This window comes from Rhodococcus sp. NPDC059234 (assembly GCF_042754225.1).
Taxonomy (GTDB): Bacteria; Actinomycetota; Actinomycetes; order Mycobacteriales; family Mycobacteriaceae; genus Rhodococcus_G.
In genome coordinates, this window is record NZ_JBHZAH010000132.1 from 1 (window position 1) to 12,548 (window position 12,548).

A 12,548-nucleotide genomic window follows, 5' to 3' on the forward strand; every position below is an offset into this window, starting at 1 on the left:
GGACACGATGTGTCCCGGCCCTCGTGAGGCTTCGCCTACGGCGCGTCAGCTGTTCGGACGCTTGCCGTGGTTGGCCTTGTTGCCCTTGCGGCTGCGCTTCTTGCGACCACGCTTACCCATGGTTGTCTCCTTCCCTCAGATCTCGCTCGGGGACATTCTTCCACGTGTGGTTGGCTGTACTTCCATTGGCAGGTCAACACAAGCGAGGTGCTCGATGGCAGAAGACGTCCGTGCCGAGATGGTTTCCACCGTCTTCCAGGTGATTGTCGCCGAAGGCGACGAGGTCAAGGAGGGTGACACCCTCGTCATCCTGGAGTCGATGAAGATGGAGATCCCGGTCCTCGCCGAGGTACCCGGCACGGTGACCTCGGTCGGCGTCACCGTCGGGGACGTCATCCAGCAGGGCGACCTGATCGCCGTCATCTCCTGACCTGCCGGCGCTGACCGATGTCCACACTGAGCGACCTGCTCGCCGAGTACACCGACCTGCCCGGTGACGCCGTCGACCACCTGCAGCGGGTGGTCGGGGAGTGGCAGCTGCTCGCGGACCTGTCGTTCGCGGACGTGCTGCTGTGGGTGAGCGCGGACGTCGGCAGGCTCGACATCGGCGGCCCCGGCGACCTGGTGTGCGTCGCCCAGTGCCGGCCGACCACAGCGCCGACCGCCTTCGCCGAGGACGCGGTCGGCTGGGTCGCCTCGGACGTCGAGCACCCGCACGTGCGCCAGGCCATGGCCGAGTGGCGGATCGTGCGCGTGCCCGACGAACGGCCCGTCGACGGGACCCCGGTGCGGCGCGAGGCGATCCCGGTCCGGTGCAACGGCGAGGTGATCGCGGTGCTCAGCCGGGACACCAACCCCACCCAGAAACGCCAGTCCAGCCCCCTCGAGGTGGCCTATCTCGACTGCGCGGGCGACCTGTGCCAGATGATCAGCGAGGGGACCTTCCCCACGCCGGAGGAGCACAGCGAGATCCTCTCCAGCCCCCGCGCGGGGGACGGATTCATCCGCCTCGACTCGGACGGCACGGTCGTCTACGCCAGCCCGAACGCGCTCTCGGCCTATCACCGGATGGGGCTGACCACGACGACACTCAAGGGCCGCGACCTCGCCTCGGTGACCAGGACGCTCGTGACCGACCCGTTCGACGCCCAGGACGTGGCGAACGACATCCGGAGCGCGCTCGCAGGCAAGGCAGGCAAGCGGATGGAGGTCGAGGCGCGTGGCGCGATCGTCCTCGTGCGCACCCTGGTGTTGCGTCCGGGCGGCCAGCCCTCCGGTGCGGCGGTCCTCATCCGGGACGTGACCGAGGTCAAGCGTCGGGACCGCGCGCTGCTCAGCAAGGACGCGACCATCCGGGAGATCCACCACCGGGTGAAGAACAACCTGCAGACCGTGGCCGCGCTGCTGCGGCTGCAGGCGCGGCGCACCGGCAACGACGAGGCCCGGCAGGCGCTGAGCGAATCGGTGCGGCGGGTCACCTCCATCGCGCTGGTGCACGACATCCTGTCGATGTCCGTCGACGAGGAGGTCAACCTCGACGAGCTGGTCGATCGGCTGGTGCCGATCATGGCCGATGTCGCGGTGGTCAACAGCGCCGTGCAGATCCGGCGTGAGGGCAGTCTCGGGGTGTTCCCCGCGGAGCGCGCGACCCCGCTGGTGATGGTGCTCACCGAACTGGTGCAGAACGCCATCGAGCACGCCTTCGAGCCGGGGGCGCCCGGCACGGTGACCCTCCAGGCGCGGCGCTCGGCGCGCTGGCTGGACGTGGTCATCCACGACGACGGACGCGGGCTGCCGCCCGGATTCAGCCTGGAGCGGTCGGACCGGCTGGGTCTGCAGATCGTGCGGACGCTGGTCTCCGCGGAACTGGGTGGCTCGCTGGGCCTGAACCCGGGTCCGGACGGCGGCACCGACGCCGCATTGCGGGTGCCCCTCGGCCGCCGCGCCCCGCGACCCTGACTGTCTCCGCGGACGACAAAGGCCCGGCACCTGAAGGTGCCGGGCCCGTTCGTATGCTGGGCGGTGACTAGACCGCGGTGCGGGCGCGAGTGCGCGCGTTGCGACGCTTGAGCGCGCGACGCTCGTCCTCGCTCATGCCGCCCCACACGCCTGCGTCCTGGCCGGACTCGAGTGCCCAGGACAGGCAGTCGGCGGTGACGGGGCAACGGTTGCACACCACCTTGGCGTCCGCGATCTGCGCAATGGCCGGACCGCTGTTGCCCACGGGGAAGAACAACTCCGGGTCTTCGTCCCGACAGATTGCCTTGTGGCGCCAGTCCATCCTTCTGCTCCTTTACCGGGTGCGATTCGCACCGTCTCGTATCGCGTAATTCATGCGCGGTCAGTCGATTGTTTCCGCGCTGTTGCTTGTGAATGCTTTCACGAACGCGCAGGAAGTCAATAGAAATTGGCCCGTCCGTGGGGTAACTCACTCTTGCGGTCACCACGGTGTGGTCTGCGTTACTTTGTACCCCGCTCGCGGCGATTTTGCACTAGGGGCGTAGAATTTCGTCCGAACTGTCTCCGTGGAACGCGGAGCGTCAGGCCCGGCTGGGGGCAATCACGGTCAGTGCGCCGGGTACGGACACGAACTCCACGTCGCTGCGCATGCCGATGTAGTCGCCGTCCATCTGCAGGCCGATCGGGACCCTCGAGCGGATGCGCACCTTCGGCACGTCGTCCACTCGAAAAAGGTTGCGCGACTTGGGTTGTGAGCCGGGAGTGAGTAGCTGGCGGACCACGCGCAGGCTCGGTGCGACCGCCGTCGTCTTCATCGCGAACACCCCGAGTCCGCTGTCGAACGAGGTCTCCGGGTTCACCCGGACGGGCCGCTCGTCCAGATACGTCCACGGGCTCGAGTTGGACACGAAGGCGTAGTGCACCCCGTCGACCGGATCGTGGCCGGGAACCTCGACCGTGAGCGCCGGTTCGAGCGACTTGTTGCGGAAGAAGGTGCGGATCGCCGTTCGCACGTAGCGGGCGGGCGTCGCGGCGTGGCCGTTGCTGCGGCTCGCGTCGATGGCCTCGCACACCTGCGCGTCGAGTCCGAGGCCGGCGTTGAAGGTGAACCAGCGGCCGTCGCAGTGACCGAGTCCCACGCTGCGACGCTCGCGCAGTTCGAGCAGTTCGATCAGCTGGTTGGTCGCGACCACCGGATCCTGACTGATGCCCAGGGATCGGGCGAACACGTTCGCCGAGCCGCCGGGCACCACGGCGACGGGCGGGATCGGACCGATGGTGACCGCTCGCATGGATCCGGGTTCGGGGGCGCCGAGCAGGCCGTTGACGATCTCGTTCACCGTGCCGTCGCCGCCGTGCACGATGATCAGCCCGACGCCCTCGAGCGCGGCGCGACGGGCGAGTTCGGCGGCGTGACCGCGATGGGTGGTCTGCACCACCCGAACCTGCACCTGGCTCGACAGTGCGTGCGCGAGGAGGTCGCGGGCCGCGGGGGTGGTGGAGGTGGCATTGGGGTTGACGATCAGCAGCGCGCGCACGGGGCATCAGCCTAGCCGGGTCGCGCCGTTCTATAGGCTGGCGCCGTGTCCGAGCCTTCCACGTCGTCCGCCCCGCCCACCACAGTCCGAGTCGCGGGAGCGCTCGTAGGCCTGGAGGGCGTCGTCGCACTCGTGGTCGCGGTGGTGCTGGTGATCCGCGCCCTCCTCGGCGAGGACCAGAGCACGGCCAGCGGATACGGCACGGCCGGCTGGCTGGTGATTCTCGGTGGCGCGGTGCTGGCGGCCGGAATCGCGTTGTTCGTGGGCAAACGCTGGGGACGCGCGATCGCCGTCGTCGCACAGCTGCTGATGCTGCCGTTCGTGTGGTCGCTGCTGACCGACTCGCACCAACTCCTGCTCGGAATCGCGTTCGGCGTGGTCGTGGTGCCCGCGCTGGTGCTGCTCTTCAGTGCGCCGACGTCGCGGTGGATGGCGCAGGAGTACGGAGACCAGGCGCCGGGCGAGAGCTAGCCGGCGGTCAGTCCGGTCGCCACGGAAATGAACTGCAGCGTCGTTTTCGAGACCGGGCCGTCGAGGAACGCGAGCTCGACGGTCGACGGTTCGGCGTCGACGAGCGGCCGCGACGCGACGTCTGCCCGGCGAAACAGCTTCGCGACGCTCGCACCGGTGATGGCGACCGCGTCGCTGGTCGCGACCACCTGGACGAGTTCCTCGATGCTGTGCACCATCGGCCCGTAGGTGGGGCTAGTGCCGTCGGGTCGTGGATCGATGGACCACCACCTGCGCCACGCGGCCGTCCCCTCCTGCGTGTCGACTTGAATCACACCCGTCAGATCCGAGATTCGCAGCCGCCGGCGGCGGGCCAACGGGTGTTGGCGCGACATCAGCAGGACCCGCGGTTCCTGGAACAACACGATCCGGCGAAGCCGCGAGTCCGCGTCGAGGGGAGGCCGGGCGATGACCACGTCGACCTGCCCGGAGGTGAGGGACGGCACCTCGCTGCCCCAGGCGAGCTGGGTCAGTTCGAGATCGATCTCCGGTGCCGTGCGATGGAACTCGTCGACGATCGGTCTCGTCAGCTCGCCCGCGCCACCCGCCAGGAATCCGACGCGCAGCACCCCGGCCGATCCGCGCCGGTGGCGGCGGGCGGTTCCCAGCGCCGCGTCGGCGGCCGCCAGGACCCGTCGACTGTCCTCCAGGAACTCCCGCCCGGCCTCGGTGGGCCGGGCCCCGTGCCGGTCCCGCTCCAGCAGGACGACGCCGAGGCTCTCCTCGAGCTTGCGGATCTGCTGGCTCAGCGAAGGAGTCGCAATGTGCAGCAGCTCAGCGGCTTTCGTGAAGGTGCCGGTGTCGACCACAGTCACGAAGTAGCGCACGAGCCGAAAGTTCAGGTCCATCAGGCCCGGTTCCTTAGATATTCGTCTAACGATCTCGCGAGAATAGGTCATGGACGTGATGTGCACCACGGCAGAGCATTCCTGTGTCGCCAATCACAGGAGGAAACCTGATGTCGATCACCACCAACCGTCGCACCGATGCGCACGTCGTCGACCCCGTTCGGCCGCAGCTCGCCGGCCCAGAGATCGACCCCGAGGCCAATGCGCCTGTGGGCGCGGTCTTTGCGCGGGCGATGTCGCCGGTGACGAATCCGACGCCGAGTCTGGCGTCGCGAGTCGTCGACTGCGACTCGATCGCGTGGACCCCGTTCCCGATGCCGGGCACGTCCTTCAAGCTGCTCAATATCAACGAGACGACCGGTGCGGCCTCGATCCTGCTGTACGTGGCGGAGAACGCGCAGGCGCCGCTGCACCTGCACTGCGGGGCCGCCGAGGCCTACAACATCTTCGGTCGCTGGGCCTACGAGGGCGAGGCCGAGTCCATCGGCCCCAACCACTACATCTACGAGCCCGCCGGGATCGTGCACCTGCCCAAGCAGGAGATCGAGTCGCTGATGTTCGGCGTCTTCCACGGTCCGATCGTCGGCTACAACGAGGACGGCAGCGTGGCGGGCGTGATCACGCACGACCTCCTGTACGACCTGGCGGCCGCGAACGACGCCGTCGGCCACCTGCCCGCCCGTACGGGTCGGTAGCGCGCCATGGCCGATCAGGGTTCGGTGCTGATCACCGGTGCGGGCGGTGGTCTGGGCCGCGGGGTGGCGGAGCGGCTCGCCGCCCAGGGCCGCGGACTGGTGCTGCTCGACATCGACGAGTCGCGGCTGGCCGAGACGGCGGCAGCGGTCTCGGCCCGGCAGGTACCCGTCACGTGCCACGTCGTGGACATCCGCGACGTGGACGCGCTCGAGGCGGCGGTGGGAACGGCCTTCGAGTCGCACGAGGACCTGAGCGCGTTGGTCAACGTGGCGGGCCTCGGCGGATTCCGGCCCTACGACGCACTCGAGGTGGACGACTGGGACCGGACCTACGCGGTCAACGTCCGCGGAACGTTCTTCGCGATCCAGGCGTTTGCCGGGCACCTCGCCGAGCGCCGTCGGGCGGGATCCGTGGTCAACTTCTCGTCCATCGCCGCACGCAACGGCAACGAACTGCTCACCGCGTACGGTTCGTCGAAGGCCGCCGTGCTCGCGATGACGCAGTCCCTGGCCAGGGCGCTTGCGCCGACGGTCCGTGTCAATGCGGTTCTGCCCGGCCTGATCTGGACCGACATGTGGAAGCAGTCGGCCGAGTGGCTCGCCGAGAACGATCCGGCCCTCCGTGGCGTGCCCGGAGAGCGGATCTTCGACACGATGGTCGAGCAGTTGATCCCGCTCAAACGTGCGCAGACCGTGGGTGACGTCGCCGGCGCCGTGGCGTACCTACTGTCGGAGGATGCCGTGAACGTCACCGGGCAGACCCTGCACGTCGACGGGGGTGCGGTGCTCACGTAGTGCACGCGCGGGGGTGCGCCGAGTTCGTGCACCCCCGCGCGGTGCGTCCAGACCGACTAGCTCTGCCCGGCGAGGCGGGCCAGCGCGTCACCGGAGAGCCTGTAGGTGGTCCACTCGTCCTGGGCCTTCGCGTCGAGCGACTCGTAGAACGCGATCGACGGCGCATTCCAGTCGAGCACCGACCAGCTCAGTCGCGAGTACCCCTGCGAGGTGCACTCGCGGGCCAGCGCGGCGAGCAGCGCCTTCCCGTGGCCGCCGCCGCGGAACTCCGGCTTGACGTACAGGTCCTCGAGGTAGATCCCGTGCACTCCGTCCCAGGTCGAGAAGTTCCGGAACCACAGGGCCGTGCCGACCACCGCGCCGTCCTGCACGGCGACGTGACCGAACACCGACGGGTGCTCGCCGAACAGCGCCGCCGTCAACTGCGACTCGGTCACCGTGCACTCGTGGCGCGCCTTCTCGTACTCGGCGAGTTCGTACACGAGGGCGGTGACCGCGGGGACGTCCTCGGGGGTGACCCGTCGGATCATGAGACATTCCTCTCTTCGTTCGGCGACTGCGACTCGATGTTGAGCGAGACGATCTGATGCGTGCCGTGTTCGAAGCCGAGCACGGACAGGCTGCCGGGGGAGGCGGCGAACCGCCGGCCCTCCAGCACCGGCAGACCCGCCCAGCGGGCCAGCAGGGCCCGCGAGAAGTGGCCGTGCCCGACCAGGGCCACGTCGCGCTCGTCCAGGCACGAGGCGGCGATCGCGAGCACCATGTCCGCGCGGGCCTGCACGGACTCCGCCTTCTCGCCGCCGGGGCAGGGATGGGTGAACACCGTCCAACCGGGAACGCTCTCGCGGATCTCGGGGGTGGTCAGCCCCTCGTAGTCGCCGTAGTCCCACTCGACCAGGGCGTCCCACGGCATCGCGTTCAGTCCTGCCAGCTCGGCCGTGCGGGCACCGCGCACGAGGGGGCTGGTCAGCGCCATCGGATCGCGCAGGCCGAGCGCGGCGATCCGCGCGCCGGCCGCCCGGGCCTGCTGCTCGCCGTTGGCGGTCAGCGGCACGTCGGTGTGGCTGGTGTGCCTGCCGGTGCGCGCCCACTCGGTCTCGCCGTGCCGCAGCAGCACGATGCGGGCTTCGGCGGTGGTCACCGTTCCATCATGGCAGGCTGCGGCGGCGTCAACACTCGCCATGTCGGCCGAAGTAGGCAAAGATCACTGCCGTGACAACTGTGCTCGCTGTGGCGAATCAAAAGGGTGGGGTCGCCAAGACCACGACCGTGGCCTCACTGGCGGCCGCGCTCGCCGGACTCGGTCGCAAGGTGCTGGTGGTGGACCTGGATCCGCAAGGCTGCCTGACGTTCTCGTTGGGACACAATCCGGATCGGCTGGAGTCCTCGGTGCACGAGGTGCTGACCGGCCAGGTCTCCATGCGGGAGGTGATCCTCGAGACCGACGAGGGCATCTCGCTGGTGCCCGCGACCATCGACCTGGCGGGCGCCGAGGCCGTGCTGCTGATGCGGCCCGGCCGCGAGTTCAGCCTCAAGCGCGCCCTCGCCACCCTCGACAACGACTTCGACGTCGTGTTGATCGACTGCCCGCCGTCTCTCGGCGTGCTCACGCTCAACGGGCTCACCGCCGCGAACGCCGTGCTGGTGCCGCTGCAGTGCGAGACGCTCGCGCACCGCGGCGTCGGACAGTTGCTGCGCACGGTCGGCGAGGTCCAGCAGATCACCAACCCGGACCTGCGTCTGCTCGGCGCGCTGCCGACCCTCTACGACGCGCGCACCACGCACAGCCGGGACGTGCTCTCGGATGTCGCCGACCGGTACGACCTGCCGGTGCTCGCGCCGGCGATCCCCCGTACGGTGCGGTTCGCCGAGGCGAGTGCCTCGGGCGCGACGGTGCTCGCGGGCCGGCGGAGCAAGGGTGGGCAGGCCTACCGTGAGCTCGCGGAAAACCTGGTGGCGCATTGGGATTCGGGCGCAGACCTGAAGACGTTCACCGCGGGCTAGGCCGGCCGGCGGTCAGCGCAGGCCGACAAGTTCGTCGCCACGCTGCTCGAGCAGGATCGAGCCGAGTGCGGCGCTGGTGATCGGCTGACCGCCCAGTGCGGTGGGGGCCGGGCCGGTCCGGTCCACCGGGACCCGGCCGGTCTCGGTGCCGGTGGTCGGATCGACGACCGCGACTGCGCCGTCCACCGGGACCAGGAACTGACCGGCCATCGTGGTGCCGGGTCCCAGCGCGCCCTCGACCGTCCAGCCGGGCGTGAAATCGGTTGCGCGGAGGCTGATCACACGCGATCCGGTCCACCACGAGAAGATCGAGCCGGACCGCACCACCCGGGCGGTGGGGGAGACGTCGCCGCTGACCGGGAACTGTGTCACGAGCGATCCGGAGCCGTCGTAGACGGCGATCCGGGCGCCGCCGCCGACGCCGGCCGGCACGAACACCGCGGTGCGGTCGCCGGAGACGGCGAGCACCGCCGCGCCGGTGACGTCCTGCCCGGCGTCGTCGAGCAGGGTCGAGCCGTACTCCTCGGGCTTCGAATTGTCCTTGGGGGACGGGTTGAGGATGCTGACCCGGTCCGCGGACTCGCCGGGGCACCGCTCGAGCACCGCGAGCCGGCTGCTGCTGGACGCGGAGGAGAGCAGGGTGCAGCCGGAGCGGGCCTGGGCGCCCGGATTCACCGGTGCGTCCACCCGCCCGAACTCGAGGGTGCGCACCAGGTCCGAGCGCCACACCTCGAGTCGCTCCGATCCGCGGGAGGTCAGGTAGGTGCCGTCCTCGGACAGGGTCACCGAGTTGTCGGCGTCGCTGTTGCGCTGTGCCTGACGTGTGCCCGACGAGCCGTCGAGTTGGGTGACCTGACCGCACCCGAGCCGGTCACGATAGACCGCCACGACGGTGTGCCAGGCACCGATCGCGCCGCACAGCGGCATGTCGCGCTGGTAGCGCCACAGTTCGGTGCCCGTGGCCGGGTCGCGCCCGAGCACGGTCCCGCCGTCCGCGGTGACGGCGGCGCCGCCCGCGACCAGCGGGACCGCGGTCTCCTGGCTCGGGGCACGCCATGCCTCGGACAGCGTCGCCGGGACGGACAGCGCCGTCTCGGCGGGCGAGGCGGGGTGCTCCGCGGTGACCGAGACGGTGCCCCGCGCGTCGCTGCGCAGCCAGACGAGGCCGGCGGCGACGAGCAGGAGCACCGCGATGGCGCAGGCGACGACGACGTCGACGCGGGTGCGCCGCTCGGGTGCGACCATGCGGCCGTTTACTCCGCGGGGGAGGCGACGGCGGCCGACGCGCCCGCGGCGGCGGGCTTGCGACGGCGGCGACGGCGCCGCGCGGGTGCGCCCTCCGCGGACGGTGCGGTGGACTCCGCGGCCGACGCGTCGGCGCCCACGGTCGAGGCCGCGGGGGCCTCACCCGCGTGGCCGCCGCGGGTGCGCTTGCGGGTGCGGGTCCGCCGCGGCCGCTCGGCCTTGTCGGCGTCGCCGGTCTCGGCCCCGCGCTCGCCAGCCGAATTCTCCTGGGGCCGTTCGGCCTTCGGTCGCCGGATGGTGCCCTTGGCGTCCGTCGGGATGTTCAGCTCGGTGTAGAGGTGGTCCGAGCTCGAGTAGGTCTCGACCGGCTCGGGGATGCCCAGGCCGAGAGCCTTGTCGATCAGCTGCCACCGCGGGATGTCATCCCAGTCGACGAGGGTGATCGCGATGCCGGTGCGGCCGGCGCGACCGGTGCGGCCGATGCGGTGCACGTAGGTCTTCTCGTCCTCAGGGCACTGGTAGTTGATGACGTGCGTGACGTCGTCGATGTCGATACCGCGGGCGGCGACGTCGGTCGCCACCAGGACGTCGACCTTGCCGGTGCGGAACGCCTTGAGCGCCTTCTCCCGCGCGATCTGACCGAGGTCCCCGTGCACGGCGCCGACCGTGAAGCCGCGCTCGTTCAACTCGTCCGCGACCTTCTGGGCGGTTCGCTTGGTGCGGGTGAAGATCATCGTCGCGCCGCGGCCGTCGGCCTGCAGTACCCGGGAGACCATCTCGGCCTTGTCGAGTGCGTGCGCACGGTAGATGTGCTGGGTGGTGCGGTCGTGCACCGCGGAGGACTCGGGCTCCTCGGCGCGGATGTGCGTCGGCTTGGTCAGGAATGTCCGAGCGAGGGTGATGATCGGGCCCGGCATGGTGGCCGAGAACAGCATCGTCTGGCGCTTGTCGGGGACCATGCCGAGGATGCGCTCGATGTCGGGCAGGAAGCCCAGGTCGAGCATCTCGTCGGCCTCGTCGAGGACGAGGACGCCGACCTTGCCGAGGATCAGGTGGCCCTGCTTGGCGAGGTCGAGCAGTCGACCGGGGGTACCGACCACGACGTCGACGCCCTTCTGGAGCGCCTCGATCTGCGTCTCGTAGGGGCGGCCACCGTAGATGGAGAGCACCTCGAGCTTGCGGTTGCCCGCCTTCAGGTTCTTGCCGGCGTTGACCAGGTCCTCGGTCACCTGGATGCACAGCTCGCGGGTGGGGACGATCACCAGGGCCCGCGGGGTGCCGTCGAGCGGCGTCGTGCCCGAGTCGTCGGTGGCGATCCGGTGCAGCAGCGGGACGCCGAAACCGAAGGTCTTGCCCATGCCCGTGCGGGCCTGACCGATCAGGTCGTCGCCGGCCAGGGCCAACGGCAGGGTCAGTTCCTGGATCGCGAAGGTGCGGTCGATGCCGATCTCCGCGAGGGCGCGGACGATCTCGTCGCGGACGCCGAGTTCGGCGAAGGTCGGTGCGGTGTGGGTCTCGTCGAGCTGGGCGGACAGTGTGGTCTCGCTCGCGTCGTCTTCATGGTCGATCGTGATCTTGCTCAGTGCTCTGGCCTTCCTCGTTGGCACGCGCGCACGAGCTGGGGCCAGGCCGGGTGTCGGCCGATGTCGGTGCCCTCGTCCGTGAGTCGCGCTTCCTGCTGCCCGGCGTGGAGATCGTGGTGACCTCGACGCGGCGCGGGAAGGGACCTCGAATCAGGTGCGCGCACATTATCTGTGGGGCGCCGCGCCAAGATTGTGTACCCGTTTGCTCGGGCAACGGGCGACTCCCCGCGTCAATGGTAGCTTGCGCGGCCGTGTTCGCAGGTAGGCGCATGGGAAATGTCACGTCGGCGTCGCGGCGACGGTGCGGTCTAGGCTAGCCGCATGGCAGCCAATTCCGCGGATTCCCTGACCCCTGCAATCGCCGCCGATCACCCCGGTGTTGGCGAGTTGTTCGCCGTCCTGGCGTACGGCGAGATCTCGGCCTTCTACCGCCTCGCCGAGGATGCGCAGATGGCCCCGTCGCTGCCCGGGAAGGTCGCGCTGGCCAGCATGGCGGCCGCGGAGATGAGCCATTTCGAGACGCTCCACGCGGCGCTGACCGACCGCGGTCAGGAGGTCTACGCCGCGATGGCGCCGTTCGTGCAGCCGCTCGACGACTACCACGCCTCCACCCGGCCCTCGACGTGGCTCGAGTCGCTGGTCAAGGCGCACGTGGGCGACGGTATCGCCGCCGACTTCTACCTGGAGATCGCCGACTCGCTCGACCCGTCGGTCGCGGCGGTGGTGCGCGAGGTCCTGGCCGAGACCGGGCACTCGGAATTCGTGGTCCACGAGGTCAGCGCGGCCGTCGCGGCGAGCAAGAAGGACAAGGACCGGCTGATGCTGTGGGGCCGCCGGCTGCTCGGCGAGGCGATCACCCAGGCGCAGTTCGTGATGGCTCAGCGTGAGGCGCTGACGGAGCTCGTGATCACCGCCAACGGCGATCTCAACAGCATCGCGGCGCTCTTCGACCGCATGCAGCAGCGGCACGCGGAGCGGATGGCGGTCCTCGGTCTCGTCTGAGCGGCTGTTCGCTCTCAGCACATCGAGGATGACGGCAGCGCGGCAGTCGGCTGCACTAGCCTTGGGCATCGGTAGTGACGGCACGAGATTTCGGAGGTTGGCCGTGGAGGTCAAGATCGGCGTTTCTGACAGCCCGCGCGAGCTGATCGTGAACAGCACGCAGACCCCGGAGGAGGTCGAGGCGCTCGTCGCCAGCGCATTCAGCGGCGACTCGGCCGGAGTCCTCGCCCTCATCGACGACAAGGGCCGCAAGTTCCTGATCCAGGCGGCCAAGGTGGCCTACGTCGAGATCGGGCCCTCGGACACCCGCAAGGTCGGCTTCGCGAGCTGACAGGCAGCAGACACGACAATGGGGCGCGGATCTCGATC

At 69.8% G+C, this 12,548-nt stretch carries 16 protein-coding genes; 8 read left to right on the plus strand and 8 right to left on the minus strand.

All coding sequences use genetic code 11. From position 1 onward, the window contains the following. Positions 1 to 45: 45 nt before the first annotated feature. Positions 46 to 120 carry a 50S ribosomal protein bL37 gene (locus ACFXGJ_RS21280; RefSeq protein WP_115967926.1) on the minus strand — a complete coding sequence of 25 codons (75 nt, stop codon included), beginning with the start codon at positions 118 to 120 and terminating at the stop codon, positions 46 to 48. A 94-nt stretch (positions 121 to 214) separates the two neighbouring features. Between ACFXGJ_RS21280 and ACFXGJ_RS21285 the strand changes: the two genes are divergently transcribed. Next, positions 215 to 430, plus strand: coding sequence for a biotin/lipoyl-binding carrier protein (locus tag ACFXGJ_RS21285; RefSeq protein ID WP_142102373.1), 216 nt, complete (start codon positions 215 to 217; stop codon positions 428 to 430). A gap of 17 nt (positions 431 to 447) precedes the next feature. Beyond that, positions 448 to 1,959, plus strand: a complete 1,512-nt coding sequence (locus tag ACFXGJ_RS21290) for a sensor histidine kinase (RefSeq protein ID WP_378624365.1) — start codon at positions 448 to 450, stop codon at positions 1,957 to 1,959. Between the two features lie 67 nt (positions 1,960 to 2,026). On the opposite strand, the gene ACFXGJ_RS21295 is transcribed toward ACFXGJ_RS21290, so the two are convergent. Further along, on the minus strand, positions 2,027 to 2,281 hold the full coding sequence (locus tag ACFXGJ_RS21295) for a WhiB family transcriptional regulator (protein WP_378624367.1): 255 nt from the start codon (positions 2,279 to 2,281) through the stop codon (positions 2,027 to 2,029). 259 nt (positions 2,282 to 2,540) lie between these two features. Next, on the minus strand, positions 2,541 to 3,497 hold the full coding sequence (locus ACFXGJ_RS21300; RefSeq protein WP_378624369.1) for a diacylglycerol/lipid kinase family protein: 957 nt from the start codon (positions 3,495 to 3,497) through the stop codon (positions 2,541 to 2,543). Between the two features lie 45 nt (positions 3,498 to 3,542). On the opposite strand from ACFXGJ_RS21300, the gene ACFXGJ_RS21305 reads away from it, so the two are divergent. Then, the gene (locus ACFXGJ_RS21305) at positions 3,543 to 3,968 is read left to right on the plus strand and encodes a hypothetical protein (RefSeq protein WP_378624373.1); all 426 of its coding nucleotides are present in this window, start codon (positions 3,543 to 3,545) and stop codon (positions 3,966 to 3,968) included. Here ACFXGJ_RS21305 and ACFXGJ_RS21310 read toward each other — a convergent pair. Then, a complete protein-coding gene (locus ACFXGJ_RS21310) occupies positions 3,965 to 4,855 on the minus strand; it encodes a LysR substrate-binding domain-containing protein (protein WP_378624376.1) in 891 nt (296 codons plus the stop codon). The genes ACFXGJ_RS21305 and ACFXGJ_RS21310 overlap by 4 nt on opposite strands. 110 nt (positions 4,856 to 4,965) lie before the next feature. Here ACFXGJ_RS21310 and ACFXGJ_RS21315 point away from each other — a divergent pair, with 110 nt between their 5' ends. Together ACFXGJ_RS21315 and ACFXGJ_RS21320 are read left to right on the plus strand one after the other, a co-directional pair. Further along, a complete protein-coding gene (locus ACFXGJ_RS21315; protein ID WP_378624379.1) occupies positions 4,966 to 5,550 on the plus strand; it encodes a cupin domain-containing protein in 585 nt (194 codons plus the stop codon). Between the two features lie 6 nt (positions 5,551 to 5,556). Next, positions 5,557 to 6,345 (plus strand): SDR family NAD(P)-dependent oxidoreductase, encoded by a 789-nt coding sequence (locus ACFXGJ_RS21320; RefSeq protein WP_378624382.1) that lies wholly within the window; start codon positions 5,557 to 5,559, stop codon positions 6,343 to 6,345. 56 nt (positions 6,346 to 6,401) lie between these two features. Here the strand turns inward: ACFXGJ_RS21320 and ACFXGJ_RS21325 are convergent, their stop codons facing one another. Next, positions 6,402 to 6,875 carry a GNAT family N-acetyltransferase gene (locus ACFXGJ_RS21325; RefSeq protein ID WP_378624386.1) on the minus strand — a complete coding sequence of 158 codons (474 nt, stop codon included), beginning with the start codon at positions 6,873 to 6,875 and terminating at the stop codon, positions 6,402 to 6,404. Then, entirely contained in the window at positions 6,872 to 7,486 is a 615-nt protein-coding gene (locus ACFXGJ_RS21330; protein ID WP_378624404.1) for an acid phosphatase, read from the minus strand. The genes ACFXGJ_RS21325 and ACFXGJ_RS21330 overlap by 4 nt, the downstream gene beginning before the upstream one ends. Positions 7,487 to 7,557: 71 nt before the next feature. Between ACFXGJ_RS21330 and ACFXGJ_RS21335 the strand changes: the two genes are divergently transcribed. After that, positions 7,558 to 8,349 (plus strand): ParA family protein, encoded by a 792-nt coding sequence (locus ACFXGJ_RS21335; protein ID WP_378624409.1) that lies wholly within the window; start codon positions 7,558 to 7,560, stop codon positions 8,347 to 8,349. Between the two features lie 12 nt (positions 8,350 to 8,361). Here ACFXGJ_RS21335 and ACFXGJ_RS21340 read toward each other — a convergent pair whose 3' ends face one another. Beyond that, the gene (locus tag ACFXGJ_RS21340) at positions 8,362 to 9,594 is read right to left on the minus strand and encodes a hypothetical protein (protein WP_378624411.1); all 1,233 of its coding nucleotides are present in this window, start codon (positions 9,592 to 9,594) and stop codon (positions 8,362 to 8,364) included. Positions 9,595 to 9,602: 8 nt separating this feature from the next. Next, positions 9,603 to 11,201, minus strand: coding sequence for a DEAD/DEAH box helicase (locus ACFXGJ_RS21345; protein ID WP_378624414.1), 1,599 nt, complete (start codon positions 11,199 to 11,201; stop codon positions 9,603 to 9,605). A gap of 297 nt (positions 11,202 to 11,498) precedes the next feature. On the opposite strand from ACFXGJ_RS21345, the gene ACFXGJ_RS21350 reads away from it, so the two are divergent. Continuing rightward, a complete protein-coding gene (locus ACFXGJ_RS21350) occupies positions 11,499 to 12,179 on the plus strand; it encodes a ferritin-like fold-containing protein (RefSeq protein WP_378624417.1) in 681 nt (226 codons plus the stop codon). Between the two features lie 103 nt (positions 12,180 to 12,282). Beyond that, a complete protein-coding gene (locus ACFXGJ_RS21355; protein ID WP_378624420.1) occupies positions 12,283 to 12,510 on the plus strand; it encodes a DUF3107 domain-containing protein in 228 nt (75 codons plus the stop codon). The last annotated feature ends 38 nt before the right edge of the window (positions 12,511 to 12,548 follow it).